Source organism: Streptomyces sp. YIM S03343, from assembly GCF_054729195.1.
The window spans coordinates 7,473,046-7,497,349 of record NZ_JBPUKX010000001.1 but is presented as its reverse complement, the minus strand read 5'-3'; the positions used below and the strand labels follow the sequence as shown (position 1 = coordinate 7,497,349).

The 24,304-nt window shown below is 72.6% G+C and carries 20 protein-coding genes and 2 pseudogenes; 7 read left to right on the top strand and 15 right to left on the bottom strand.

The genetic code is table 11. The annotated features are described in order from the left end of the window. Positions 1 to 1,686: 1,686 nt before the first annotated feature. Complete coding sequence (locus ACSYGN_RS33085) at positions 1,687 to 2,892, top strand: amino acid deaminase/aldolase (RefSeq protein WP_460402188.1); 1,206 nt, start codon at positions 1,687 to 1,689, stop codon at positions 2,890 to 2,892. Between the two features lie 156 nt (positions 2,893 to 3,048). Here ACSYGN_RS33085 and ACSYGN_RS33080 read toward each other — a convergent pair whose 3' ends face one another. From ACSYGN_RS33080 to ACSYGN_RS33070, 3 genes are all read right to left on the bottom strand, one after another. Further along, on the bottom strand, positions 3,049 to 3,855 hold the full coding sequence (locus tag ACSYGN_RS33080) for a 3-oxoacyl-ACP reductase (protein WP_460403887.1): 807 nt from the start codon (positions 3,853 to 3,855) through the stop codon (positions 3,049 to 3,051). A gap of 38 nt (positions 3,856 to 3,893) precedes the next feature. Beyond that, on the bottom strand, positions 3,894 to 5,258 hold the full coding sequence (locus tag ACSYGN_RS33075; RefSeq protein WP_460402186.1) for an aldehyde dehydrogenase family protein: 1,365 nt from the start codon (positions 5,256 to 5,258) through the stop codon (positions 3,894 to 3,896). 116 nt (positions 5,259 to 5,374) lie between these two features. Continuing rightward, entirely contained in the window at positions 5,375 to 6,739 is a 1,365-nt protein-coding gene (locus ACSYGN_RS33070) for a glutamine synthetase family protein (RefSeq protein ID WP_460402184.1), read from the bottom strand. 86 nt (positions 6,740 to 6,825) lie between these two features. On the opposite strand from ACSYGN_RS33070, the gene ACSYGN_RS33065 reads away from it, so the two are divergent. Together ACSYGN_RS33065 and ACSYGN_RS33060 are read left to right on the top strand one after the other, a co-directional pair. Beyond that, positions 6,826 to 7,572: a FadR/GntR family transcriptional regulator gene (locus tag ACSYGN_RS33065; protein WP_460402182.1), complete on the top strand. Its 747-nt coding sequence runs from the start codon at positions 6,826 to 6,828 to the stop codon at positions 7,570 to 7,572. A gap of 152 nt (positions 7,573 to 7,724) precedes the next feature. Further along, positions 7,725 to 8,423 (top strand): gamma-glutamyl-gamma-aminobutyrate hydrolase family protein, encoded by a 699-nt coding sequence (locus ACSYGN_RS33060; protein ID WP_460402180.1) that lies wholly within the window; start codon positions 7,725 to 7,727, stop codon positions 8,421 to 8,423. 413 nt (positions 8,424 to 8,836) lie between these two features. Here ACSYGN_RS33060 and ACSYGN_RS33055 read toward each other — a convergent pair whose 3' ends face one another. Continuing rightward, positions 8,837 to 9,766, bottom strand: coding sequence for a LysR family transcriptional regulator (locus tag ACSYGN_RS33055; protein ID WP_460402178.1), 930 nt, complete (start codon positions 9,764 to 9,766; stop codon positions 8,837 to 8,839). Between the two features lie 70 nt (positions 9,767 to 9,836). Between ACSYGN_RS33055 and ACSYGN_RS33050 the strand changes: the two genes are divergently transcribed. Then, positions 9,837 to 11,000, top strand: coding sequence for a TDT family transporter (locus ACSYGN_RS33050; protein ID WP_460402176.1), 1,164 nt, complete (start codon positions 9,837 to 9,839; stop codon positions 10,998 to 11,000). Here the strand turns inward: ACSYGN_RS33050 and ACSYGN_RS33045 are convergent. From ACSYGN_RS33045 to ACSYGN_RS33035, 3 genes and pseudogenes are all read right to left on the bottom strand, one after another. After that, positions 10,912 to 11,475: pseudogene (locus tag ACSYGN_RS33045) on the bottom strand (helical backbone metal receptor); the annotation flags it as partial. The gene ACSYGN_RS33050 and the pseudogene ACSYGN_RS33045 overlap by 89 nt on opposite strands. 282 nt (positions 11,476 to 11,757) lie before the next feature. Continuing rightward, a pseudogene (locus ACSYGN_RS33040) lies at positions 11,758 to 11,913 on the bottom strand (helical backbone metal receptor); the annotation flags it as partial. A 25-nt stretch (positions 11,914 to 11,938) separates the two neighbouring features. Further along, on the bottom strand, positions 11,939 to 12,508 hold the full coding sequence (locus tag ACSYGN_RS33035; protein WP_460402174.1) for a helix-turn-helix domain-containing protein: 570 nt from the start codon (positions 12,506 to 12,508) through the stop codon (positions 11,939 to 11,941). Between the two features lie 625 nt (positions 12,509 to 13,133). Here ACSYGN_RS33035 and ACSYGN_RS33030 point away from each other — a divergent pair. Together ACSYGN_RS33030 and ACSYGN_RS33025 are read left to right on the top strand one after the other, a co-directional pair. Next, the gene (locus ACSYGN_RS33030) at positions 13,134 to 14,066 is read left to right on the top strand and encodes a 5'-3' exonuclease (protein WP_460403885.1); all 933 of its coding nucleotides are present in this window, start codon (positions 13,134 to 13,136) and stop codon (positions 14,064 to 14,066) included. A gap of 322 nt (positions 14,067 to 14,388) precedes the next feature. Continuing rightward, entirely contained in the window at positions 14,389 to 15,264 is an 876-nt protein-coding gene (locus ACSYGN_RS33025) for a siderophore-interacting protein (RefSeq protein ID WP_460402172.1), read from the top strand. A 96-nt stretch (positions 15,265 to 15,360) separates the two neighbouring features. Here the strand turns inward: ACSYGN_RS33025 and ACSYGN_RS33020 are convergent, their stop codons facing one another. From ACSYGN_RS33020 to ACSYGN_RS33010, 3 genes are all read right to left on the bottom strand, one after another. Then, on the bottom strand, positions 15,361 to 16,137 hold the full coding sequence (locus ACSYGN_RS33020) for an ABC transporter permease (protein ID WP_460402170.1): 777 nt from the start codon (positions 16,135 to 16,137) through the stop codon (positions 15,361 to 15,363). Continuing rightward, positions 16,134 to 17,189 (bottom strand): ATP-binding cassette domain-containing protein, encoded by a 1,056-nt coding sequence (locus ACSYGN_RS33015; RefSeq protein ID WP_460402168.1) that lies wholly within the window; start codon positions 17,187 to 17,189, stop codon positions 16,134 to 16,136. Before ACSYGN_RS33015 ends, ACSYGN_RS33020 begins: the two co-directional genes overlap by 4 nt. A gap of 207 nt (positions 17,190 to 17,396) precedes the next feature. Then, complete coding sequence (locus ACSYGN_RS33010) at positions 17,397 to 18,011, bottom strand: PadR family transcriptional regulator (RefSeq protein ID WP_460403883.1); 615 nt, start codon at positions 18,009 to 18,011, stop codon at positions 17,397 to 17,399. A 261-nt stretch (positions 18,012 to 18,272) separates the two neighbouring features. Here ACSYGN_RS33010 and ACSYGN_RS33005 point away from each other — a divergent pair, with 261 nt between their 5' ends. Then, positions 18,273 to 19,226, top strand: a complete 954-nt coding sequence (locus ACSYGN_RS33005) for an RluA family pseudouridine synthase (RefSeq protein WP_460402166.1) — start codon at positions 18,273 to 18,275, stop codon at positions 19,224 to 19,226. 71 nt (positions 19,227 to 19,297) lie between these two features. Here the strand turns inward: ACSYGN_RS33005 and ACSYGN_RS33000 are convergent, their stop codons facing one another. The 5 genes from ACSYGN_RS33000 to ACSYGN_RS32980 form a co-directional block, all read right to left on the bottom strand. Next, complete coding sequence (locus ACSYGN_RS33000; RefSeq protein WP_460402164.1) at positions 19,298 to 20,827, bottom strand: cytochrome P450; 1,530 nt, start codon at positions 20,825 to 20,827, stop codon at positions 19,298 to 19,300. A gap of 81 nt (positions 20,828 to 20,908) precedes the next feature. Then, complete coding sequence (locus tag ACSYGN_RS32995) at positions 20,909 to 21,529, bottom strand: GTP-binding protein (RefSeq protein ID WP_460402162.1); 621 nt, start codon at positions 21,527 to 21,529, stop codon at positions 20,909 to 20,911. A 64-nt stretch (positions 21,530 to 21,593) separates the two neighbouring features. Then, positions 21,594 to 21,995, bottom strand: a complete 402-nt coding sequence (locus ACSYGN_RS32990; RefSeq protein WP_460402160.1) for a DUF742 domain-containing protein — start codon at positions 21,993 to 21,995, stop codon at positions 21,594 to 21,596. Beyond that, positions 21,992 to 22,399: a roadblock/LC7 domain-containing protein gene (locus ACSYGN_RS32985; RefSeq protein ID WP_460402158.1), complete on the bottom strand. Its 408-nt coding sequence runs from the start codon at positions 22,397 to 22,399 to the stop codon at positions 21,992 to 21,994. Before ACSYGN_RS32985 ends, ACSYGN_RS32990 begins: the two co-directional genes overlap by 4 nt. Further along, a complete protein-coding gene (locus ACSYGN_RS32980; RefSeq protein ID WP_460402156.1) occupies positions 22,396 to 23,925 on the bottom strand; it encodes a sensor histidine kinase in 1,530 nt (509 codons plus the stop codon). The genes ACSYGN_RS32985 and ACSYGN_RS32980 overlap by 4 nt, the downstream gene beginning before the upstream one ends. Positions 23,926 to 24,304: the final 379 nt, after the last annotated feature.

Genomic DNA, 24,304 nt, shown 5'->3' with positions numbered 1-24,304 from the left:
CACCCGACGAGGCCCGCCCCGGGGCATGCGGCGGAACAGGCGGGACCGGCACAGCACCATCACCCGGCCGGGCCGCGGATCCGGCGACCGGTCGGGCGGCCGGTCGGGCGGACGATCCACCACCGGGCGCCCCTGACGAAGCAGGAGGAACCCGCCCCGGGTCCGGAACACGCGGGGGCACCGAAGCACCGCCCACCGATCCGGCACCGGACGGGGTGCGGCCGGGGGAACTCGGCGGTGTCGACGGCGGCGCGCCCTCCGGACCGCTCCCAGGACGGGCGGCCGGGACGGAGTCGCCGGGCCTCCCCGCCGTGCGCCGGGGCGCATCGGGGCCGTTGGAGGTGTCGGCGCCCGGCCGGGGCTGGGCAGAAGCGGGCGAAGGGGCGGCGCTCGCCGGGGTGTTCGCTGTCGGGCCGGGTCTGTTGGGGGTACCGGGGTGGCTCGTCGGCCTCGGCGGTGCCGTGCCGGGGCGGTCTCCCGACGGGGATTCGCCCGTGTCCGGGCGGGGTTGGTCCGCCGGTGGCGTCGTCCCGGCGTCGGCGACGCGCATCTGGCGCAGGCGAGCGGTGATCTCCGGTGACAGGCCGGTGGACGGTTCGGTACGGCCGACCGGTGTCGTGGGCAGGTGGTCCTGGCGGGGCGGGGCGGTGGCGGGCGCGGTGGTGTTGTCGGCGCGCGCGTCGCGGCCCGCCGTCGGCGGTGTGTCCGGGAAGCGGGCCGAAGCCGGCGGTGGAGGCGGCGACGCGGGCCCGGTCACCTGGGGGGCGAAGGGCCGCAGCCCGGGAAACCTGGGCGGGAGGGCGGAGGCTCGCGAGGAGGGTCCCATAGGCGCCCCGTTCGCAGCAGCAGCGGCACGACCGGGGCCCGAGGCATAGCCGGGAGAACCCGCCGTGTCACCCGGGCCGGACACCACCGGGTCCGCGCCGGGGCGCGTGCCATCGGCCGTCGACGCGCTCGCACCTGAATCCGCCGAGCCCCCCTCGAGGGACCCGTTGTTCGCACGGTGGCGGGCGCGGGGGCCGTTCTGCGGGCGGGCGGTGTCCTCGGGAGCGCTCTCCGGTTCCGCCGTGGCGCCGCCCGGCACCCGCCGGACCCACGGGTCGAAGCGGCGGCCCAGCGGCGCACCGGCGCCCGGCTGATTCCCGCGCGCCGTCGCATCACCGGCCCGCGCGGGCGTCCCGTCACCGTTCCCAGCCGCACCGGCACCCGCCCGGCTCCCGCCGTTCGCCCCGTCGCCGACCCGCCCGGCGGCACCGCCACCGTTCACAGCCGTACCCGAACCCGCCCCGGACCGCTCGGCACTCGTACCCGCCCCGGAGTCCCCCGGCTCGTCCCCCGTCATCCCCCGCGGAGCGGACCCGTCACCCCGGGAGGGGGCGCGCTGCGCTTCCGTGCTCATGCACCCCCCGTTTCCTCGTGCGCGGGCCGTTCCTCGTACTCGATCGGGCCCCGTCGTCCATGGTTCAGGGGTCCCGGCCCGGTACAACCGTGTCGTCCCGGACAAACGCATACCCGTACGGACGGAACACCATCCCGGCCGCGGTCGTTCGACCGGCGCCGTTCCTCCGCACGTTCGCGTCACTCTACGGGCTGGCCCCGCTCGAACGGGAACCAGTCCGAAAGCCCGGGGCATCTGCCCGGAACGTCCCCCTACCCTGCGGTAATCCCGTCTGGCAGGCTTCGTTCATGACTGCGCGCGCCGCCGACCGGGCCCGTTACGACCGGGCCACCGCCCATCTGGACGCCCCTCTCGCGATCGTCGACCTGGACGCCTTCGACGCCAACGCGGACGATCTGGTCCGCCGCGCCGGAGGCAAGCCGATCCGAGTGGCCAGCAAGTCCGTACGCTGCCGGACCCTGTTGGAACGGGTCCTCGCGAAGGACGGCTTCGCGGGTGTGATGTCGTTCACGCTGGCCGAGTCCCTGTGGCTGGCACGCTCCGGTTTCGACGACATCCTGCTCGCCTACCCCTCGGCCGACCGCACCGGATTCGCGGAACTGGCCGGTGATCCGAAGCTGGCCGCCACCGTGACCGTCATGGTCGACGACCCCGCCCAGCTCGACCTCATCGACGCCTCCCGCGCGGGCGGCCGTGAGGTGGTGCGGGTCTGCCTCGAACTGGACACCTCGTTCAAACTGCTCGGCGGCCGGGTGCGGGTCGGTGCGCTGCGTTCCCCGCTGCACGCCCCCGCCCAGGTCGCCGACATGGCACGGGCCATCGCCCGGCGGCCCGGTTTCAGGCTGGTCGGGATCATGGCGTACGAGGGCCATATCGCGGGCGTCGGGGACGCCGTCTCCGGGCGGCCGCTGCGCTCGCGCGCCATCAGGCTGATGCAGGCCGCGGCCCGGCGTGAGCTGGCCGAGCGGCGCGCGGCGGCGGTCGCGGCCGTGCGGGCCGTCGTGCCGGAGCTGGAGTTCGTCAACGGCGGCGGCACGGGCAGCGTGCAGCACACGGCCGCCGAGGACGCCGTCACCGAGATAGCCGCGGGTTCGGGGCTGTACGTACCGCGGCTGTTCGACAACTACACGTCGTTCACGGGCCGTCCGGCCGCCTTGTTCGCCATGCCCGTGGTACGTCGCCCGGGTGTCGGCGTCGTCACGGTGCTCGGCGGCGGCTACCCGGCCTCCGGTGCCGCCGGGCCCGACCGGCTCCCGGTGCCGTACCTGCCGGAGGGGTTGCGCTACGACGCCCAGGAGGGGCCCGGCGAGGTGCAGACGCCGCTGCTGGGCGCGCCCGCCGACGATCTGCTGATCGGCGACAGGGTGTGGTTCCGGCACGCCAAGGCCGGTGAGCTGTGCGAGCGCTTCGACGGGCTCCATCTCGTCGCGGGCGACGGCGTGGTGACGGCCACCGTGCCCACGTACCGAGGCGAGGGCCATACGTTTCTCTGAGCACTCGGGTCTCCGAGCACTCGGGTCTGTGCGCACAGGGGCGGGTCTCGCCGGACACACCGGCGGGGCCCGCCCGCCGCTCTCAGCTCGACTCTCAGCTCGACGGGCCGGTGTCCGGTCCACGCCGTGCCGTCCCACCGCGGGTTCCCGCCCCGGCTACAGCGGTGTGACGTACGCCCCCGAGATCCCGCCGTCGACGAGGAAGTCGGTGGCGTTGACGAAGGAGGAGTCGTCGCTGGCCAGGAAGGCGACCGCGGCGGCGATCTCCTCGGCCCGGGCGAACCGTCCGGCCGGGATGTGCACCAGACGGCGGGCCGCCCGCTCGGGGTCCTTGGCGAACAGCTCCCGGAGAAGCGGGGTGTCGACCGGGCCCGGGCACAGCGCGTTGACGCGGATGCCCTCCCGGGCGAACTGCACGCCGAGTTCACGGGACATGGCCAGTACCCCGCCCTTGGACGCGGTGTACGAGATCTGCGAGGTCGCCGCGCCCATCCGGGCCACGAAGGACGCGGTGTTGATGATGGACCCCTTGCCCTGGCGCCGCATATAGAGGAGGGCGGCCTTGCAGCACAGGTAGACGGAGGTGAGGTTGACCTCCTGGACGCGTTTCCAGGCCTCCAGGCCGGTCTCCAGGATGGAGTCGTCGTCGGGCGGGGAAATACCGGCGTTGTTGAAGGCGACATCCACGCTGCCGTAGGTGTCGTGGGCCGCCTTGAACAGGGCCTCGACCTGCTCGGGGTCGGTGACGTCGGTCTTCACGAAGAGGCCGCCGGTCTCCTGTGCGGCCGCCTTGCCGCGCACCTCGTCGACGTCGGCGCACACGACGTGCGCGCCCTCGGCGGCGAGCCTGCGCGTGGTGGCGAGACCGATGCCGCTGCCCGCTCCGGTGACGACGGCGGTACGGCCCACCAGGCGTCGGCAGACCGGCACTTGGGCCGACGCAGTGACCGAAGCAGGGGCCAGGTCGGCGGCCGGGGCGGCGGGGTCGGGGGTCTGTGCGGTCACTGTGCGGGGCCCTCCGTGCTGATGAAGACGTTCTTGGTCTCGGTGAAGGCGGTCAGGGCGTCCGGTCCGAGCTCGCGCCCGATGCCGGACTGCTTGAAGCCCCCGAAGGGGGTCCAGTAGCGCACGCTGGAGTGGGAGTTGACCGACAGATTGCCTGCCCGGACGGCCTGCGAGACCCGCAGGGCACGACCCACGTCACGGGTCCAGATGGACCCGGAGAGGCCGTAGTCGGTGGCGTTGGCGAGCCGTACGGCGTCTGCCTCGTCGTCGAAGGGCAGGACGACGGCGACCGGTCCGAAGACCTCCTCGACGGCCACCCGGGAGCGCGGGTCGACGCCGGTGAGGACGGTGGGCGGGTACCAGAAGCCGGGTCCCTCGGGGGCCTTGCCGCGGATGCCCTCGGCGTCGTCGGGGACGTAGGAGCGTACGCGGGCGAGTTGGGCCGCGGAGATCAGCGGGCCCATCTGGGTGCGCTCATCGGCCGGGTCACCGACCAGCACCGACTCGACGGCGGGGGCGAGGAGTTCGAGGAAACGGTCGTACACACTGCGCTGGACGAGGATGCGGGTGCGGGCGCAGCAGTCCTGGCCGGAGTTGTCGAGGAAGGACAGCGGGGCGGCGGACGCGGCGGCTTCCAGGTCGGCGTCGGCGAAGACGATGTTGGGGCTCTTGCCACCGAGTTCGAGGGTGACACGCTTGAGGTGCGCGGCCCCCTTGGCGAGGACTTGCTTGCCCACCGCCGCCGACCCGGTGAAGACGATCTTCGCGACGCCGGGGTGCTCGACGAGGGCGTTGCCGGTGACGGGGCCGTGGCCGGGCAGGACCTGGAACAGATGCTCCGGAAGCCCCGCGGCGAGGGCGAGTTCGGCCAGGCGCAGGGCGGTGAGCGGGGTGGCCTCGGCGGGTTTGAGGAGGACGGCGTTGCCCGCGGCGAGCGCCGGGGCGGTGGCCCAGGCGGCGATCGGCATGGGGAAGTTCCAGGGGGCGATCACGCCCACCATACCGAGGGGTTCGAGGAGGGTGACGTCAAGGCCGCCGGGCACCGGGATCTGACGTCCCGTCAACCGTTCCACTCCCCCGGCCGAGTAGTCGAGCAGATCGCGGACGTTGCCCGCCTCCCAGCGGGCGTTGCCGATGGTGTGTCCGGCTTCCAGCACCTCCGACCGGGCGAGTTCCTCGCGGTGTTCGTCGACGACCACGGCGAACCGGCGCAGCGCTCCGGCCCGTTCGGCGGGTGCCAGCGACGCCCACACCTGCTGGGCCCGCGCGGCCCGTACGACGGCGGCGTCCACGTCGGCCGCGCTCGCCGCCGGGACGGTCGCGACGACCTCCTCGGTGGCGGGGTTCAGCACCTGGAGCACGGAATGGGGTTCGGGCTCAGGCTGGGGCTCGAGTTCGGGCCCGGGTTCGGGTTCGGGGGCGGTCCGACCTGGGGGTCGACCGATGTCACGGGACTGAGCGGACAAGGATGTGACCCTCACATGCGTTCGAAGGAGCGGCGCAGCTCCCAGTCGGTGATGGCGGCGTCGAAGGCGTCGAGTTCCACGCGGGCCATGTTGCGGTAGTGGGCGACGACCTCGTCGCCGAAGGCGGCCTTGGCGATCGGGCTGTTCTCCCAGAGCTCGGCGGCCTCGCGCAGAGTGGTGGGCACCTGGTCGTAGTCGGCGGTGTAGGCGTTGCCCGGGCAGGGTTCGGGCAGTTCCAGCCGCTGCTCGATGCCGTACAGCCCGGCCGCGACAAGCCCGGCGACGGCCAGGTGCGGGTTGACGTCGCCGCCGGGCAGCCGGTTCTCGAAGCGCAGGGAGCGGCCGTGACCGACGACGCGCAGGGCGCAGGTGCGGTTGTCTCGGCCCCAGGCGACGGCGGTCGGCGCGAACGAGCCGGGCTGGAACCGCTTGTAGGAGTTGATGTGCGGGGCGTAGAGCAGCACGAAGTCACGCAGCGCGGCGAGCTGCCCGGCGAGGAAGTGGCGCATGACGTCCGACATGCCGCCCTCGCCGTCGCCCGGCATCACACTGGTGCCGTCGGCGTCGGCGAGGGAGAGATGGATGTGGCAGGAGTTGCCCTCGCGCTCGTCGTACTTGGCCATGAAGGTGAGGGACACGCCCTCCTGCGCGGCGATCTCCTTGGCGCCGGTCTTGTAGACGGCGTGCTGGTCACAGGTGACGAGGGCCTCGTCGTAGCGGAAGACGATCTCGTGCTGCCCGGGGTTGCACTCGCCCTTGGCGGACTCGACGGTGAGTCCGGCGCCCGTCATCTCGTTGCGGATGCGGCGCAGCAGGGGCTCGATCCGGCCGGTGCCGAGGATGGAGTAGTCGACGTTGTACTGGTTGACCGGGGTCAGTCCCCGGTAACCGGCGTCCCACGCCTGCTCGTAGGTGTCCTTGAAGACGATGAACTCCAGCTCGGTGCCGACCTGCGCGCTCCAGCCGTGCGCGGCGAGCCGCTCCAGCTGGCGGCGCAGGATCTGGCGGGGCGCGGCGACGACCGGGCTGCCGTCGTCCCAGGCGAGGTCGGCGATGAGCAGCGCGGTGCCGGGGTGCCAGGGCACCCGGCGCAGGGTGGTCAGGTCGGGACGCATGGCGAGGTCGCCGTAGCCGCGGTCCCAGGAGGACATGGCGTAGCCGTCGACGGTGTTCATGTCGGCGTCCACGGCGAGCAGGTAGGTGCAGCCCTCGGTGCCGTGGTGGAGGACCTCGTCGAGGAAGAAGCGCGCGGCGAACCTTTTGCCCTGGAGTCTGCCCTGCATGTCGGGGAAGGCCAGGACGACGGTGTCGATCTCACCGCTGGCGACGAGGGCGTGCAGTTCCTCGACGCTCAGCGGGGGTGTGCGGTCAGCCACGGAATGGCCTCCTTCGGCTACTGCGGGTGAGCCGGGAGCCATAAGGTATGCGTCAGAACCATTGCTTGGGAAGGGGGCGCGGCGACATGTCGGGGGACACGGGTGACGTCGGGGGCGACCGGCTGGCGCCGGTGCTGCGGCCGGTGCGGGCGGGCAACGGCTTCGAGGAGGCGCTGGAGCAGATCCTCCAGGTCGTGCGGCTGGGTCTGGTGCCGGGCGGCGAACGGCTGCCGGCGGAACGGGAACTGGCGGAGCGGCTGGGGATCAGCCGGGTGACGCTGCGCGAGGTGCTGAAGGTGCTCCAGGACCAGGGTCTGGTCGAGTCGCGGCGCGGGCGCTACGGCGGCACGTTCGTGCTGTCGCGAACCGGTACGGGGGCGGGTTCGGGCGGTGCGGACGAGCTGCGGCGGCGGATCACCGAGGTGGACGTGGAGGACGTACTGCGCCTCCGGGAGGTGCTGGAGGTGGGCGCGGCGGACCTGTGCGCGACGTACGGGCTGAGAGACGAGCAGGCGGCCCTTCTGCGCGAGGCGCTGGCCCGCACCCAGGACGCCCCGCTCGCCGAGTACCGCCGCGTGGACACCCTGCTCCATCTCACCCTCGCCGAGCTGTGCGGCTCCCCGACGCTGACCGCGCAGTACGCGGCGGTACGGGCGACGGTGAACGAGCTGCTGGACTGCATCCCGCTCCTGGTCCGCAACCTGGAACATTCGCAGCGCCAGCACGCCGCCCTGGTGGAGGCGGTCCTGGACGGCGACGCGGACGGCGCCCGGGAGATGATGCGGGAACACTGTTCGGGCACGGCGGCCCTGCTGCGCGGCTTCCTGACGTAAACCGGCCGCCCGGCACGACGCACACGAGCGCAGACGGCGTCCGCCGTCGCCTCACAGACATCGGATCAGGCACGAACGCACGACGACACAGCGCACAGCGCACAACGCACAGCGGCACAGCGGCACAGTGCACGACAGGCAGGAACGAACGTATGACAGGCAAGCGGCCGCTCATCGGCGTCAGTACATATCTCGAGGCCGAGGCGCGCTGGGGCGTGTGGGAGCTGGAGGCGGCACTGCTCCCTGCCGGGTATCCGCGGCTGGTCCAGCGGGCGGGCGGCCTCGCCGCCCTGCTGCCGCCGGACGCGCCGGAGTACGCGGCGTCGGCGGTGGCGCGGCTCGACGGACTGGTGATCGCGGGCGGCCCGGACGTGGAGCCGGTGCACTACGGCGCCGAGCCCGAGGACCGCACCGGCCCGCCGGACCGTCCCCGGGACGCCTGGGAACTCGCGCTGATCGAGGCGGCACTGGCCGCCCGCCTCCCGCTGCTCGGGATCTGCCGGGGCATGCAGCTGCTGAACGTGGCCCTCGGCGGCACCCTCGTCCAGCACCTCGACGGGCACGCCGAGCTGCCCGGGGTGTTCGGCAGCCACCCGGTCAAACCGGTCCCGGGCACGCTGTACGGCGACATCGTCCCAGAGGAGGCGTCCGTACCGACGTTCCACCACCAGTGCGTGGACCGCCCCGGCAGGGGCCTGCTGGCGTCGGCCCACGCTGCGGACGGCACCGTGGAGGCGATCGAGCTCCCACCCGCCGACGGCTGGGTCCTGGGCGTCCAGTGGCACCCGGAGATGGCCGACGACCTGCGCGTGATGGGCGCGCTGGTCAGGGCGGCGAGCGGCGGCGCGTAGGCCTCCGGGGGGTGTGGGCCTCCGGGGGGCGTTGGTCCCCGGGCGGGGAGCCCGGCTTGTGTGCACGGCCTCGTGCAGATGCGACGGCGAAGCGCCGGAGCACCCTCACGGCGCGACCACATGACGCGAGCACTCGGGCGACACTGCCTACGCCCCCGGCGGGGTCCCGACGCCCGGCTGATACCCCCGGCCACGGGCAGGCACGACGGCGAAGCGCCGGAGCACCCTCACGGCACGGCCACATGACGCGAGCACTCGGGCGACACTGCCTACGCCCCCGGCGGGGTCCCGACGCCCGGCTGATACCCCCGGCCACGGGCAGGCACGACGGCGAAGCGCCGGAGCACCCTCACGGCACGGCCACATGACACGGGGCGCTCCGGCAACACAGCCTGCGGCAGGCCCGGCCGCCCCTACTCCCGCGTCAGCGACAGCAGTTCCCGTGCCGGTCCCACCGGGCGGTGGCCCGTCGGCCATACCGCCCGCAGGTCGCGGGAGAGGGCGGCGTCCGCCACCGGGATGCGGACCAGGCGGCGCAGGGACAGCTCATCGCCCACCGCGAGCTCGCTCAGGACCGTAGGGCCCGCGCCGCTCACCGCGGAGGACTTGACCGCCGTCGTGGAGGACAGCTCGATCAGGGGTGCGGCCAGGCCGCCGAGGGCCCTGTCGAGGACCTGGCGGGTGCCGGAGCCCGGTTCGCGCAGGATCAGCGGGGTCGCCGCCAGCTCCGCGGCCGGCACCGGGCGCCGTCGGCGCGCCCACGGGTGGGACGGTGCGGTCACCACGACGAGACGGTCGTGCGCGATGACCGCGGAGTCGAGGCCGCGCGGCACCCCCACGCCCTCCACGAAGCCGAGGTCCGCCTCCCCCGACAGCAGCCGCCGGGCGACCACTGCCGAGTTTCCCGCGAGCAGGGACACCGCGGTACCGGGCCGCTGTGCGCGCAGGGCGAGCAGCCAGCCCGGCAGCAGATACTCGGCGATCGTCATACTCGCCGCCACCCGCAGCCGCGAGTCCCGCCCGTCCCGCAGCGCCTGCACACCCGCGTCGAACGCCTCCGCGGCCTCGGTGATCCGCCGCGCCCAGTCCGCGACCAGCAGACCGGCGTCGGTGAGCCGGGAACCGCGCGGCGAGCGGTCCACCAGGGCCAGACCGAGGTCCCGTTCCATGGCGCGGACACGGCTGCTGGCCGCGGGCTGGGTGATACCCAGCTCCCGTGCCGCCGCGCCCAGACTGCCCAGCCGTGCCACCGCCAGCAGCAGCTCCAGCGCGCCCAGATCCGGCACGCGGTGCGCCAGGGGGCGGCCTGCCGATGGGAACCCGCCGGTGTACGTCTCGCCCATAAGTGCAGCTTATGACCTGATAGACACGGAGTCCCTGGTCGCTCGGCCCGTCCCGGGGGACGGTGGTCCCGTGGTCACCGCCGTCCCTCCCCCGTCCCCGTCCGCCCTCCGCGCCCCGGCCGTCCGTCATCTCGGGCCCAACTGGTACGCCGCTGTCATGGGCACCGCCATCGTCGCCACCGGCGGGGCCGGGCTGCCCTTCACGCTCCCGGGGCTGCGGACCGTGCTCACCGGCATCTGGGCACTGGACCTGGTGCTGCTCACCGTCCTGCTGACCGCCCGGACACTGCACTGGCGCCACCACCGTGACCAGGCCCGCGCCCATCTCCTCGACCCGGCCATGGCCCCGTTCTACGGCTGTCTGTCGATGGGCCTGGTGGCCGCCGGCGGCGCCACGCTCGTCGTCGGGCGGGACTGGATCGGCACCGACGCCGCCGTACTGCTGGACGCCGTGCTCTTCACCGCCGGTACGGCCGTGGGGCTGGTGGCCGCGGTCGCGGTGCCGTACCTCATGACCGTGCGCCACCGGATCACACCCGAGCAGGTCAGCCCCGTGTGGCTGTTGCCGCTGGTCGCGCCGATGGTGCCTGCGGCGCTCGGGCCGCTGCTGCTGCCGTATCTGCCGCCGGGGCAGCCGAGGGAGACGCTGCTGTACGCGTCGTTCTCGATGTTCGGGATGAGTCTGCTGGCGACGCTGGCCGTGCTGCCGGTGGTGTTCGGACGGCTGGTCACCGGCGGTCCGCTGCCCCTCGCGCTGACCCCGACGCTGTGCCTGGTGCTGGGCCCGTTCGGCCAGTCCGTCACGGCCGCCGGAAAGTTCGCGGACGCGGCGCCCGGGCTGTTGGCGGCACCGTACGCGCGGGGCTTCGCGGTGTTCGCCGTGCTCTACGGCGTCCCCGTGATGGGCTTCGCCGTGCTGTGGATCGCGCTCACCGCCGCTCATGTGGTGCGTGCCCGGCGCGCGGGGATGCGGTTCGCGATGACCTGGTGGGCCTTCACCTTCCCGGTGGGGACCTGTGTCACCGGCGCCGAGTCCCTGGCCCGGCACACCGGGCTCACCGCCTACGCCTGGCTCGCCACCCTGCTCTACGGCCTCCTGGTGGCCGCCTGGGCCGTCGCCGCCCTGCACACCGCGCGCGGTGTGCTCAGCGGAGCGCTGCTCGCAGGGCCGCGCCCAGCACCTTCGCTGCCTCGGCAAGCGACGGCCCGTACCACGTCAGGTGCCGTCCGCTGACCAGCGCGCACGGCAGTCCGGGGAACGCCTCCGGGCCGTCGGCCGGGCTGAAGCGGTAGGGCTCGTCCGGCAGGACGACCAGGTCGGGAGCCGCGGCGCACAGCTCGGCGAGGGGGACGCGCGGGTAGCGGGCGGGGTGCGCGGCGTAGGGGTGGGCGACGCCCAGGCGGGCCAGGACATCACCGGCGAACGTGTCGCGGCCCAGCACCATCCAGGGGCGCCGCCACACCGGCACGACAGCCGTCACCCGGGGTTCGAGCACCGCTGGGGCCGCCCAGGCCACCTCCGCCTCGTCGAGCCGGCGCGGGCGGCTCCGGGCACCGCACGCCGTCAGCAGCCGCGCCGGCTCGCTCAGCGCCCGCGGTACGTCCCGCACCTCGGTCAGCAGCACCCCGACGCCCGCGGCGCGCAGAGCGTCGAGGTCGGGGGCGCGGTTCTCCTCCTCGTTGGCGAGGACCAGGTCGGGGGCCAGGGCCTGTCGTCACATTCCCGTCGTCCGCCCGAAGGGCGGGCCCGGCGGCGTCACGGGGGTCCCCCCTGTTCGAGCGAAGCCGAGAACTTGGGGGCGCGTGCGATCGCAAGGCGCCGTAGCGCCCTCGCGGGGGTCCCCCCTGCTCGAGCGAAGCCGAGAGCTTGGGGGAGGAGCCACGTGGGCGGTTCGGCAACGCCGCCGGGGGCACCCCCTGCACACAGAGCTTGGGGGAGTGCGTGCCAGACGCCGCCGGGCAGGCGGGAATGTGACGACAGGCCCTAAGGCCAGGATCTCCGTGATCTTCGGGTTCTTGGTGCCGCCGATGCGCGGGACGGCGAGTCGCGCCGGGTGGGTGCACCAGTCGGTGGCGGCGACCAGGACCCCCGGGACGGTCTCGGCGACCGCCTCGGTGAGGGACGGGACGAGGGAGACGACACGCATCGGCACGTCAGCGGGTGGCCGGCGGTCAGCGCGCGCGGTCCTGGACCGCCTCGATGTGCTCCGCGACGGCGACCACGACGACCCGGGTGTCCGGGACCGTCGCCCGCCAGCGGTGCCGTACCCCGCCGGTCAGATACAGCGTGTCGCCACGGCCGAGCCGGTATGCGCGGCCTTCCGCCTCGATCTCCACGGCACCGTCCGCGACGTACATCAACTCGTCGTTGCGGTGCTGGAATTCGCGGCCGGCATCATGGTCGCCGGTGAACTCGGAGGCGTGCAGCTGATGGTGACCGCGCACCAGGGAACGCACCCGCCGCTCGAACAGCGGCTCGGTCCCGTCCGCCCGTACGACGTCCACGCTGCACGCCGGGTCGGCGGCCGCGAGGAGTTCGACCGCCGTGGTGCGCAGGGCGTCGGCGACCTTCTCCAGGCTGCTCCGGCTGGGGCGCGCCTTGTCGTTCTCGATCTGGCTCAGGAACGGGACCGACAGGCCGCTGCGCTCGGCCACGACGGCGAGGGTGAGCTCCAGAGCGCGTCGCCGCCTCCGGACGGCCGCGCCCACCCGCAGGGGCTGCTGTTCTTTGTGGTCGCCCATCGCTCCGGCTCCCTCCTTCGCTCGTCCGTCCGTTGTCGGTCCGTCGCCGGTCCGTCATTTCGGTCCGTCATCCGTGCGCCGTGCCCGGCGCGCAAGTCTCCTGATGAGTTCTCTGCACCCTACGCATGTTCGGCAAACCGTTTCATGCGCCCGTCACATCGCCGTCACGCGACGTGGCCGTGACCCTCACGGTTCGCGCCAGTCACCCGGCGCACCGCACCCGCCCGGGACCCACTTTGCCTCGTCGGCGAACCCGCTGCACAACGACGCCGTACGCCCCCTCGGGACGACCGGCGCTGCGGTGGATGCGCCCCCGCGCCGTCGACGCGCCCGAGGCCAGGGCCACCGGGGCCGACACCCGCGGGCCGTTCCTGCGCTGCCCTCACGTGCCGTGCTCAAGCGTGCCCGGGGTGTTCCCGCTCTGGTACGGCACCGTCGGTTCCACGCCGACCCGCTGTGCGCCCTCGGCGAGAGCATGACGCTCCGTGATTGGCTGGATCCTTTTCGTACCGATGACCAGGTTCTTGTCGGCAAGCTTCGTAACTGCTCATGACAGTACGCCTTGAGATCGGCCATGACCCAGCCGTCGGCTCTCACCGCCGGGTGGCTGTCGGTGCCGTGCGGCATGATGCGAGACGTGACCGGACGACTCATGCTTCTCGACACCGCCTCGCTCTACTTCCGTGCCTACTTCGGCGTCCCGGAGTCCGTGCAGGCCCCGGACGGCACCCCGGTGAACGCCGTGCGCGGGCTGCTGGAGTTCATCGACCGCCTGGTCAGGGACCACCGGCCGAGCGACCTGGTGGCGTGCATGGACGCCGACTGGCGCCCGCAGTGGCGGGTCGACCTCATCCCGTCGTACAAGGCGCACCGCGTCGCCGTCGAGCACACGGCGGGGCCGGACGAGGAGCAGGTGCCGGACACCCTGTCGCCGCAGGTCCCGGTGATCGAGGCGGTCCTCGACGCGATCGGCATCGCCCGGGTGGGCGTCGCCGGGTACGAGGCGGACGACGTGATCGGCGCCTTCACCGCGCACGCGAAGGGCCCGGTCGACATCGTCACCGGCGACCGCGATCTGTACCAGCTGGTCGACGACAGGCGCGGGGTGCGGGTGCTCTACCCGCTCAAGGGCGTCGGCACGCTCCAACTGACCGACGAGGCGGTGCTGCGCGAGAAGTACGGCGTCGACGGGCGGGGGTACGCGGACCTGGCGCTGCTGCGCGGCGACCCGAGCGACGGCCTGCCCGGCGTGCCCGGCATCGGCGAGAAGACGGCCGCCAAGCTGCTCACCGAGTTCGGCGACGTGCCCGGCATCATGGCCGCGCTCGACGACCCGAAGGCGAAACTCACCCCGTCCCAGCGGGGGCGTCTGCAGGAGGCCCGGCCGTACGTCGCGGTGGCCCCGAAGGTGGTACGGGTGGCGGACGACGTCCCGCTCCCCGACATCAGCACGGCTCTCCCCCGCACCCCGCGCGACCCGGCAGCCCTGGACGCCCTGTCGACCCGCTGGGGCCTGGGCAGCCCTCTGCGCCGCCTGCTGACGACACTGACGGCGTGACGCCTGCCGCGTGCGGCAGGGCCGGCTGCCGCGTGCGGCAGGGCCGGGCTCGGGGGCATGGGCCAGCCGGTACAAGCCCTGGGTCATCGGCCGACAGACCCGGGCGGGGTGCGGCACGCCAACCGCAGGCAGGCGGCGCACAGCAGCCCCCTCGTCCGCCCATCATCAGCCGCCCGCCACAGCAGGTGTCGGCCTTCACGCGAGGCACACCTCGGCTCGCCCGCAGCGCCCTCAGCGGAGCGCTCGGCGTTGCTCTTGTCGCGCACAAAGCGAGGGGTGCTAGCTTAGGTAAACCTAAGCAAGGGAACACTTGGGAGGCCTCATGGCAGTGCGCCCGGCGCGGAAGCCGCGCAAGCCCCATTCCGCGCAGGTCGTCCGGACCGAGCGGCTGTCCCCGCACATGCAGCGTGTGGTGCTCGGTGGTCCGGGGCTGACCGGATTCGCGGCGGACACCTGCACCGATCACTACGTCAAGCTGCTGTTCCCGACCGGTGGCGCCGTCTACCCGGAGCCCTTCGACCTGGAGCGGATCCGGGCCGAGTTCCCGCGCGAGCAGTGGCCGGTGACCCGGACGTACACGGTACGCGCCTGGGATCCGGAGCATCTGGAGCTGACGCTGGACTTCGTGATCCACGGTGACGAGGGTCTGGCGGGGCCCTGGGCGGTGCGGGCACGCCCCGGTGACACCGTGCGGTTCATGGGCCCGGGCGGCGCCTACGCCCCCGACCCGGACGCGGACTGGCATCTGCTGGCCGGTGACGAGAGCGCGCTGCCCGCGATCGCCCGTTCCCTGGAGGCGCTGCCCGCCGGTGCCACCGCCCGTGCCTTCGTCGAGGTCTCCGGGCCCGAGGAGGAGCAGAAGTTCGACTCCGACGTGGAGGTCGTCTGGCTGCACCGCGGCGACCGGCCGGTCGGCGAGGCGCTGGCGGCGGCCGTACGGGCACTGGAGTTCCCGGCGGGCCGGATGCACGCCTTCGTGCACGGCGAGGCCGGGTTCGTGAAGGATTTGCGGCGGCTGCTGAGAGTCGAACTGCAGGTGCCGCGCGAGGATCTGTCGATCTCCGGTTACTGGCGCCTCGGCCACGACGAGGACGGCTGGCAGGCGTCGAAGCGGGAGTGGAACGCGCGGATCGAAGCCGAGCAGGAGGGCGACGGGCAGGAGGGGGCTGGGCAGGAGGGCACGGCCACGGCCGCCTGAACCGTCCCTGAGCTGAACGCGAGCCGACCGGAAGCCGACCGGGAGCGGCGGGGCCCGTCACAGGGCACCGCCGCTCCGGCATGGTCACCCCCTCGCTCACACCGACCGCTGGTAGGACCGGAACGTCCGTATGGACAGCCACACCGCGGCCACCGCGAGCGCCAGCAGTCCCCCGGCCCGGCTGAACACATCGCCCCAGTCCGGGTGTCCGGAGAGCGCGGAGCGGCCCGCGACCATGGCCCAGTCGAGCGGGTTGAAGTCGGCGACGTGCCGGATCCAGGAGGGCATCTGCGCGGACGCCATGAAGGCGCTGGACAGGAAGGTCAGCGGCAGCAGCAGAAAGGTGTTGATGCCGATGATCGATTCCCGCTCGCGCACCAGCATCCCGAGCGTGTTGGACAGCGCTCCGAAGATCGTGCCGAGCAGCACGGCGGCGAGGACCAGGACCGCGACACCGGCCACGCCACCGGCGTAGTCCGCGCCGCCCAGCAGGCCGAGCAGCACGATGACGACCGACTGGAGTGCGGTGACCAGGCCGTTGTTGACGACATTGCCGTTCATCAGGGCCGCTCTGCTGACCGGGGTGGTCAGGAAGCGGTCGAGGGTGCCGCGCTGGATCTCCTCCAAGGTGCCCATGCCGGCCCACATGTTGGAGCTGAGCGCGCTCATCACGACCACGCCCGGCACCAGATAGTCGAGATAGGACGTGGTGCCGAAGCCGCCGAGCTCGACGACCTTCTTGAAGAGGCTGCCGAACAGGAACAGCCAGATCACCGGCTGGACCAGGGTGACGATCGCGTACGCGGGCTGGCGCGCGAACACCATGAGCTGACGTCGGGTCATGTACCAGGTCTGGGTGACGGCGGTGCTCATCGCGCACCTCCGGCGAGGGCGAGGACCCCGTCGGTGTCCGCGGCGCCGGTGCCGGCCTCGGAGTAACGGCGGCCCGCGTGGCGGAGGTAGACGTCGTCGAGAGAGGGCCGGGCGACGGTCGCGGAGGCGACACCGGCCCCGGCGCGCTCCAGCGCACCGAGCAGCGCGGGGACGGCGGCGGCGCCGTCGTCGGCTCGGGCGCTGATACGGCGTCCGTCGATCAGCACCTCGTGCACGCCCGGCAGTCCGGTGAGGGCGCCGCTCAGCAGCTCACGCCCGGCTTCTCCGACCGGCTCGCGCAGTTCCACATGGACCGCGTCGCCGCGCAGTTCGCCCTTGAGGGCGTCGGGCGTGCCCTCGACGACGACACGGCCGCGGTCGACGATCGCGATGCGCTCGGCGAGCCGGTCGGCCTCCTCCAGATAGTGGGTGGTAAGCAGAATGGTCAGGCCCTCCTCACCGGCCAGGCGGCCGATCTCGTCCCACATCGCGGTGCGGGCCTCCGGGTCGAGTCCGGTGGTCGGCTCGTCGAGGAACAGCACCTCGGGCCGGTGCACCAGGCCGAGGGCGACGTCCAGGCGCCGCCGCATACCGCCGGAGTAGCCCTTGACCTGGCGGCGCGCGGCGTCGGTGAGGGAGAAGCGGTCGAGCAGCTCGTCGACGCGGCGGTCGAGAACGGCGCCCCTCATGCCGTAGAGCCTGCCCTGGAGCTGGAGGTTCTCGCGGCCGGTGGCGACCGGGTCGGCGCCGGAGCCCTGGGCGACGACACCGATGGCGCGGCGCACCCGGTCGGGGTGGCGCAGTACGTCGTGCCCGGCGACGGTGGCGGTGCCCGAATCGGGGCGGGCAAGGGTGGTGAGGATCTTGACGGTGGTGGACTTCCCGGCACCGTTGGGGCCGAGGAGCCCGAAGACGGTGCCGGGTTCGACGGTGATGTCCATGTTGCTGAGGGCGGTGACATCACCGGGATAGGTCTTGACCAGCTGACGCGCCCGCACGGCGGGCGCGCGGGTGTCTCTGCCCGTGGCGTTCAGGGCGTTCGTGGCGTTCATGGGTTTCATGGCTGTGTCTCTCCGATGGTGCGGTCGAGTGGACCGATCCGTGCGAAGAGCGCCGGGCTATCCTGGGTGTGCCGCACCTCGATCGCCTGGCCGCGCCGCACGGCGTGGTCGGTCCGGGGTTCGGGACCCCGGCAGGGCTGCTGGAACAGCCCGGTCGGGGTCCTTCTTCTCGGTTTGCTCAGTTTTCTCGGTTCTCGGTCACCTGAATTCCGGTGGCAGTTCCCCTGTCTCGTGGAAGCGGCGCCATTCCTCGACGCCCGCCAGGGTGCCCTTTCTGATCTCCTCGATCAGTCCGCGGACCCACTCGGCCTGCGCCTCGACCATGTGCACCTGGTACTCGGTCTCGACGAGGAACAGCCGCGGCACGCGCTGGGACAGCTTCTCCAGCGCGCCGCGTCCGCTCGCCGCCGCCACCTCCAGATTCGACAGCCGTTCCTCGAGGAGTCGGGCCACCTCGTCGGGGTAGAGTGCGCCGATCAGCGACAGCGCGGTCTCGAAGATCGGGTACTCCTTGACCGGGACGGCCAGCAGGTCCGAGAGCCACTCGGCGGCCTCCAGGCGTCCCGACTCGGTGAGCCCGTAGACGGTGCGTTCGGGGCGGTTGCCCTGCCGTTCTATGTCGGTTATCTCGACGAAGCCGTGCTTCTCGAGGTTCTGCACGACCGTGTAGAGGGAGCCGTAGTTGATCTTCGTACTGGTGTCCTTGCCCTGACGGCGCAGGGTCTGGGCGATCTCGTAGGGATGCATCGGCTTCTGCCACAGGGTGACCATCACGGCCAGCGCCAGCGGATTGCTCAGCTTGCGGCGCTTCATCGACGCCATGACCTTCACCCCGTCCCCGGACCGTCCCCGAACTGTCGGCGACGGCCTGCGGCCTCGCTCCCGAATATCCGTAGCCGAACATATCGCGATCCACCGCACGCCGTCAATACACACGATGTATCGCGTTCCGGGCCGCCGTTGTCCGTTCCTGCAAGCCGCCGTTGTCCGTTCCTGCAAACCGCCATTGCCCCTTCCCGCAAGCCGCCGTTGGCCGTTCCCGCAAGATGTGCCCGAACGCCTACCCTTGCCGCGATGAGACGGAAGACGCGCACCCCGCCCTCACCGCTCCCGCAGCGCGACGGGATCGACGCGGTGCGGGTGCGGCTGCCCGCCGAGGGTCCGTGGGACACGGTGCGCGAGCATCTGGTCGAGCGGCTGTCGGGGGCGGGGCCCGGGGTCGTGGAGCGGATGCTGGACGCGGGGCTCATGGTGGGGGCCGACGGGCGGCCGGTGGCGCCCGACGCGGCGTTCGTGCCGGGGATGTACGTGTGGTTCCACCGCGAGCGGGCCGCGGAACCGCGGGTGCCGTTCGATATCGAGGTGGTCCACCGCGACGAGCACATCGTCGTCGCGGACAAGCCGCACTTCCTGGCGACCGTCCCGCGCGGCAGCCATGTCACCGAGACCGCGACGGCCCGGCTGCGGCGGGAGCTGGGCCTTCCGGCGCTCGGCGCTGCGCACCGGCTCGACCGGCTGACGGCGGGACTGGTGCTGTTCACCGTGCGGCCCGAGGAGCGCGGCGCCTACCAGACGCTGTTCCGGGACCGGCGGGTGCACAAGGAGTACGAGGCCGTCGCCCCCTACGACCCGGACCTCGCCCTGCCCCGCACGGTGCGCAGCAGGATCGTGAAGGAGCGCGGGGTGCTGGCCGCGCGCGAGGTCGAGGGCGAGCCCAACGCGGTGAGCCGCGTGGAACTCGCCGAGTACCGGGCGGACGGGCTCGCCCGGTACCGGCTGGTGCCCGGCACCGGGCAGACCCATCAGCTGAGGGTGCATATGAACGCCCTCGGCATACCGATCCTCGGCGACCCCCTCTACCCGGTGGTGACCGGCCCCGGACCGGCCGGCGACTTCCGCCGCCCGCTGCAACTGCTGGCGCGCGGGCTGGAGTTCACCGATCCGGTCACAGGGGTGGAGCACCGGTTCACCAGCGGGCGGTCCCTGCTGGCGTGGGAGCGGTACGAGGAGTGGGCCGCCGGGGGATGACCGCGGACATCACCGGAGCCCCCTCGGGACGCCCTCCCGTCAGCTGCCGATCAAGGGACGCTCAGGGCCGGTCAACGGCCGCGCCACCACGCCAGCAGGCGCCGCCAGGCACGCCGGTGAGGCGCGGGTCCCGGGACGGGCGGCACGGGTCCGGCGGCCACCGGCTGCGGCTCGGGCTGCGGTCGGGGCTCAGGCTGGGACTGGTGTTGCGGTTGGGGCTGCCGCTTGGGCTGCGGCCCTGCGGGGTCGGCCGTCGGCACGGGGGTGCCGATCTGCCAGCTGCCGCGCTGCGGCGGGATCGCGGCGAGGCCGGGTTTCGCCGTCACCTCCTGCTGCGGCCGGGGTTCGAACCGTACGGGGAGTTCCACCAGATGGCGTGAGGAGATGGCCTCGGTCCACCGCAACCCGGACTCGTCGCCGTCGAGTTCGACATCCGGCAGCCGCATGAGCAGCGCGTCGACCCCGGTGTCGGCGATGGCGCGGCCGATGTCCTGGCCGGGACACTCGTGGGGGCCGCCGCCGAACGCCAGATGGGAGCGGTTGCCCTGCATCCCGGCGGCCAGGTCGGGCCGGATGCGCGGGTCGACGTTGCCCGGCGCGATGCCGAACAGCAGCCCGTCGCCCCTGCGGATGCGCTGCCCGCCCAACTCCGTGTCCTGCTTGGCGAAGTAGGCGAACACGGTACTGAACGGCGGTTCGTCCCACAGGGTCTGCTCCACGGCCTCCGGCACCGTCATCTGGCCGCCGTTGAGCTGAGCGCGGAAGCGCGGGTCGGTGAGGACCATGCGCAGCACGTTGGAGATGAGGTTGACGGTGGCCTCGTAGGCCGCCATGAGGACGACCCAGAGGTGTTTGGTGACCTCGTCGTCGGTGAGCTGCGCCGGGTGTTCGACGAGCCGGCTCGCCAGGTCCTCCTCCGGCCGTGCGCGCCGCCGTTCGGTGAGCTTCCCTAGCGCCTCCATGACGTAGGCGTGGCTGGCGATGGCGGTGTCGGTGCCCTTGAGCATGTCGCGGGCGGCCTCCACCATGCGGTCGTTGTACTCCTCGGGCAGGCCGAGCAGTTCGCACATCACGGCCATCGGGAGGTGCTCGGCGAACTGGCCGACGAGATCGGCGCGGCCCTGCTCGCAGAAGGTGTTGACCAGGCGCTGGGTGTAGCGGTTGATGTGGCGGCGGACACCGCGGTGGTCGATGGTCGCCAGGGCGGCGGTGACCGCGCCGCGCAGCCGCAGATGCTCGTCGCCCTCGGCGTAGGAGCAGATGGGCTCCCAGGCGATGAACGGCATGAGCGGGTGGTCGGGCTTGACCCTGCCCTCCTTGAGCGGGGTCCAGATACGGCTGTCACGGCAGTACTGGGAGGGGGTGCGCACCATGTGCAGGTTCTCGGCGTGGCCGAGGACGACCCAGACGGGCACGTCGTCGTGGAGCAACGCAGGGGCCACGGGGCCGTGTTCGACTCGCAGGTGCTCGTAGACGCTTCCGAGGTCGTGCGCCTCGGGGCCGTAGAGGCGACGGGGTCCGCCGCCGTGCGCGGGGCAGCCGGGGGGCGGGCCGGGCCTGGAGGCGTCGGTACCGGCCGGGAATCGGGGTTCAGGCGTCACTGTGGTCGCTCCGGAGCAGAGGGGAACAGGTCGCTGCGGGTGGGGGGTTGGAGGGGTGGGGGGTGCGGGCGGATACGGGGATCAGGTGAGCGCGCCGGTCAGGGCGAGCGAGTGCAGGAAGCGCGTCAGGGTGATCAGGACGTCCCGGCTGGAGGCGCGCCGGCGCGCGTCGCACTCCACGATGGGGATCTCCTCGGCCAGATCGAGCGCCGCGCGCAGATCGGCGATGGGGTGACGGGGCGCGTCGGGGAAGGAGTTGACGGCGACGACGAAGGGCACGCCGCGTTCCTCCAAGCGCCCGATGACGTCGAAGCTGACCTCGAGACGGCGGGTGTCGACGAGGACGACGGCGCCGAGCGCGCCCTCGAACAGGCCGTTCCACAGGAACCAGAAGCGTTCCTGGCCGGGGGTGCCGAAGAGATAGAGGACCAGCCGGGCGGAGATGCTGATGCGGCCGAAGTCCATGGCCACGGTGGTGGCGGTCTTGGTGTCGGAGCCGTAGTCGTCGTCGACGCCGATACCGGCCTGGGTCATGGTCTCCTCGGTCGTCAGCGGTCTGATCTCGCTGACGGAGCCGACCATGGTGGTCTTGCCGACCCCGAAACCGCCCACGATCACGATCTTCACCGCGGCCTGTGCGGAGTGCGGGAGATGGTCCCCGGCGCGGGGGCCGGTACCGGGGACGGGCGAGGGGGCAGCCAAGGGGACGGAGCGCCAGCCGGGGCCGGGTCCGGAACGCGCGCCTGGGCCCGGGCCGTCGGAGCTTTCAGAGGCGTTGAAGTCCATGCATCACCGCTTCGAGGAGGGACCGGTCGGGAAGTGCCTGGCGGACGATCGGGGCGCGTGCCTGGACCAGTCCGGCCGTGAGCAACTCGGTGAGCAGCACGGTCACCACGCTGAACGGCAGGTCGAGATAGGCCGACAGTTCGGCCACGGACAGGGGGGCGGCGCACAGCCCGATCAGCGCCGACTGTTCGGGAGCGAGGGTCGGCGGCGGGTCGCCGGGGCCGGCCACGATCAAGGTGACCAGGTCGAGTGCGGCGCGTTCGCCCTCGGCGGCGCCGGTGAGCACATAGAGCCGTTCCGGGTTCTTCGCGTCGCCGTGCCCGGGGCCCGTCGGCGGCGGTTCCTGCTGAGGGTGGCGCCTTAGGCGTTGCGGAGGCGTCATACGGTCTGCCCGTCGCCACGCGGCGGACTGGTCAGATGGGCGCCGATCCGTACCACGAGGTCGCGCATGCGATTGCTCATCAGACCGGGCTCGGCGACCACGTCGGACAGTACGGCCAGGTAGGCGTTGGGGCCCGCGGCCATCAGATAGAAGTAGCCGCCGTCGATCTCGATGATGACCATGCGCATCCGGCCGTCGCTGGCGGGGATCTCGGTGGCGACGGCACCGGCCAGGCTCTGGAGTCCGGCGCAGGCGGCGGCCACCCGGTCGGCCGCGTCCGGGTCACCGCCGTGGCGGGCGATGCGCAGTCCGTCGGCGGAGAGCACCACGATCATCTCGATACCCGGTACGCCGTCGGCGAGATCCTTGAGCATCCAGTCGAAGTTGGCACGCTGCTGGATCACTTGGGGTCCCCCTCGTCGTCGGCCTCGCTGCGGGCCGGCTCGCTGGTGGTGGGCTGGCTGGGTGCGGCGGCGTCGGTGCCGCGTCTGAGTCCGCTCATGAACGCCTCGACCCACAGGCCGGGTTCGGGGCCCTGCGCCGCCGGCCTCGCGGACGGTCCCGCCGATGCCACGGGGGCGGCGGCCGGCGCGGGCGCGGGGCGTGCGGCGTGCTCGGCGGACCGGCTGCCCAGCGGTGTCCTGACCCGGCTACGACGCTGCGGGAGCCCCTTGTCGGTCCACTCGCTGACCTCGGGGACGTCGTCCTCCGGGGTGCCCGCGGCCGGGATGCGCGGGCTGGTGGGGCGGCGCTTCTTGGGCGGGCGCGCGGGGCCCGCCAGGGCGCCGAGCTCGGTCCGGGGCGCGGCGGTGACGCCGATGCCGTGGGCGAGGGCGGGTGCGGGATCGGCGGTGAGCATGGCGGCGGGCACGATCATCACGGCGCGCACCCCGCCGTAGGCGGAGGCCCGCAGCGAGACCTGCATGTCGTACGCCGCGCACAGCCGTCCGACGACGGCGAGGCCGAGGCGCGGGCTCTCGCCGAGGTCCTGCATGTCGAACCCGGTCCTGGCGCGTTCCAGCATGCCCTCGGCGCGGGCGCGGGCCTCCTCGCTGAGGCTGACGCCGGCGTCCTCGATCTCGATGGCGACGCCGGTCTGCACCTCTACGGCCGTGACGTGCACCTTGGTCTGCGGGGGCGAGTAGCGGGTGGCGTTGTCGAGGAGTTCGGCGGCTGCGTGGATGACGGGTTCGACGTGGATGCCCCTGATGTTGACCTGGGCGATGGAGTGCAGCTCGACCCGGCGGTAGTCGAGGATGCGGGACATGGCGCCGCGCAGCACGCTGTAGAGGGGGACGGGCAGCGGCCACTGGCGGCCGGGGCGTCCGCCGCCGAGCACGGAGATGGAGTCGGCGAGGCGGCCGATCAGCGCGGTGCCGTGGTCGATCCGCAGGAGGTCGTCGAAGACCTCGGGGTTGCGGCCGTGGTCCTCCTCCATCTCCCTGAGTTCCTTGGCCTGTTGGTGCACGATGGCCTGGACGCGGCGGGCGATGCTGACGAAGGAGCGCTGGGAGGAGTCGCGCAGCGCCTCCTCGGTGTCGACGATGTCGAGCACGGTGCGCAGCAGGGCGCGCTGGGAGTCGGGGAGCAGACGCCACTGGGGGTGGGCGTCGACGGTGTGGCGCATCACCTCCTGCGGGGACTCGCCGGCGCGCAGCCGCAGCAGGGCGGTCGGCATGATCTCGGCGGCGAGCCGGGCGACTTCGGTTTCATGGGCGGCGATGCGGTGTTCGAGCTGCGCTGTCTCCCGGGTGTGCCGGGCCCGCAGTCGATGCAGTTCACGGGTGCGGCGCACGGCCTGGGCGGCAGCGGCGAGCACGAAGAGGGTCGCGGTACCGCCGCACCAGGCGACGGCTGTTCCGGCCTGCGGCGCCAAGACGGCGGCGCTCCCGGTCACCGCGGCCGCCAGTGTCGCGGGCAGCAACAGCATGCGCGCATAAGGGAAGTGAGCGTTCACCTGGTAAGCCCTCTGGACGAATCGGCAGGGAATCGGGGGAGCTCGAAGATTCGGGAACAAGCGCACGAATTACGCCCAACTCGGTGCGCTGCGGGCGAGCATAGTCCGGCAGGATCATCGCCATGTCATATTCGGCAACCACCTGAACCGGACCACGGAACAGGAGTACCGTCTCCCCCATTTACACACTCAGACATCATTCGCACACAAGCCGTCACGGCGTACGGGCATGCGAAAAACCGTCACCGCGACGAGTGAACGGTGACGTCAGTTGGCGGTCATAGTGAATCGCCGGGTGGGCAACTTGCCTCAGGGGCGCGGGGCTGTATCGATATGCGGCTCCGCCGCGATG

What these genes read in the sequence shown, in the direction of transcription:
- ACSYGN_RS33085 (WP_460402188.1), top strand. Translation starts at nt 1,687, where the DNA reads ATGACTGCGCGCGCCGCCGACCGGGCCCGTTACGACCGGGCCACCGCC.
- ACSYGN_RS33065 (WP_460402182.1), top strand. Translation starts at nt 6,826, where the DNA reads ATGTCGGGGGACACGGGTGACGTCGGGGGCGACCGGCTGGCGCCGGTG.
- ACSYGN_RS33060 (WP_460402180.1), top strand. Translation starts at nt 7,725, where the DNA reads ATGACAGGCAAGCGGCCGCTCATCGGCGTCAGTACATATCTCGAGGCC.
- ACSYGN_RS33055 (WP_460402178.1), bottom strand. Translation starts at nt 9,766, where the DNA reads ATGGGCGAGACGTACACCGGCGGGTTCCCATCGGCAGGCCGCCCCCTG.
- ACSYGN_RS33035 (WP_460402174.1), bottom strand. Translation starts at nt 12,508, where the DNA reads ATGGGCGACCACAAAGAACAGCAGCCCCTGCGGGTGGGCGCGGCCGTC.
- ACSYGN_RS33030 (WP_460403885.1), top strand. Translation starts at nt 13,134, where the DNA reads ATGATGCGAGACGTGACCGGACGACTCATGCTTCTCGACACCGCCTCG.
- ACSYGN_RS33025 (WP_460402172.1), top strand. Translation starts at nt 14,389, where the DNA reads ATGGCAGTGCGCCCGGCGCGGAAGCCGCGCAAGCCCCATTCCGCGCAG.
- ACSYGN_RS33020 (WP_460402170.1), bottom strand. Translation starts at nt 16,137, where the DNA reads ATGAGCACCGCCGTCACCCAGACCTGGTACATGACCCGACGTCAGCTC.
- ACSYGN_RS33015 (WP_460402168.1), bottom strand. Translation starts at nt 17,189, where the DNA reads ATGAACGCCACGAACGCCCTGAACGCCACGGGCAGAGACACCCGCGCG.
- ACSYGN_RS33010 (WP_460403883.1), bottom strand. Translation starts at nt 18,011, where the DNA reads ATGAAGCGCCGCAAGCTGAGCAATCCGCTGGCGCTGGCCGTGATGGTC.
- ACSYGN_RS33005 (WP_460402166.1), top strand. Translation starts at nt 18,273, where the DNA reads ATGAGACGGAAGACGCGCACCCCGCCCTCACCGCTCCCGCAGCGCGAC.
- ACSYGN_RS32990 (WP_460402160.1), bottom strand. Translation starts at nt 21,995, where the DNA reads ATGACGCCTCCGCAACGCCTAAGGCGCCACCCTCAGCAGGAACCGCCG.
- ACSYGN_RS32980 (WP_460402156.1), bottom strand. Translation starts at nt 23,925, where the DNA reads ATGCTGTTGCTGCCCGCGACACTGGCGGCCGCGGTGACCGGGAGCGCC.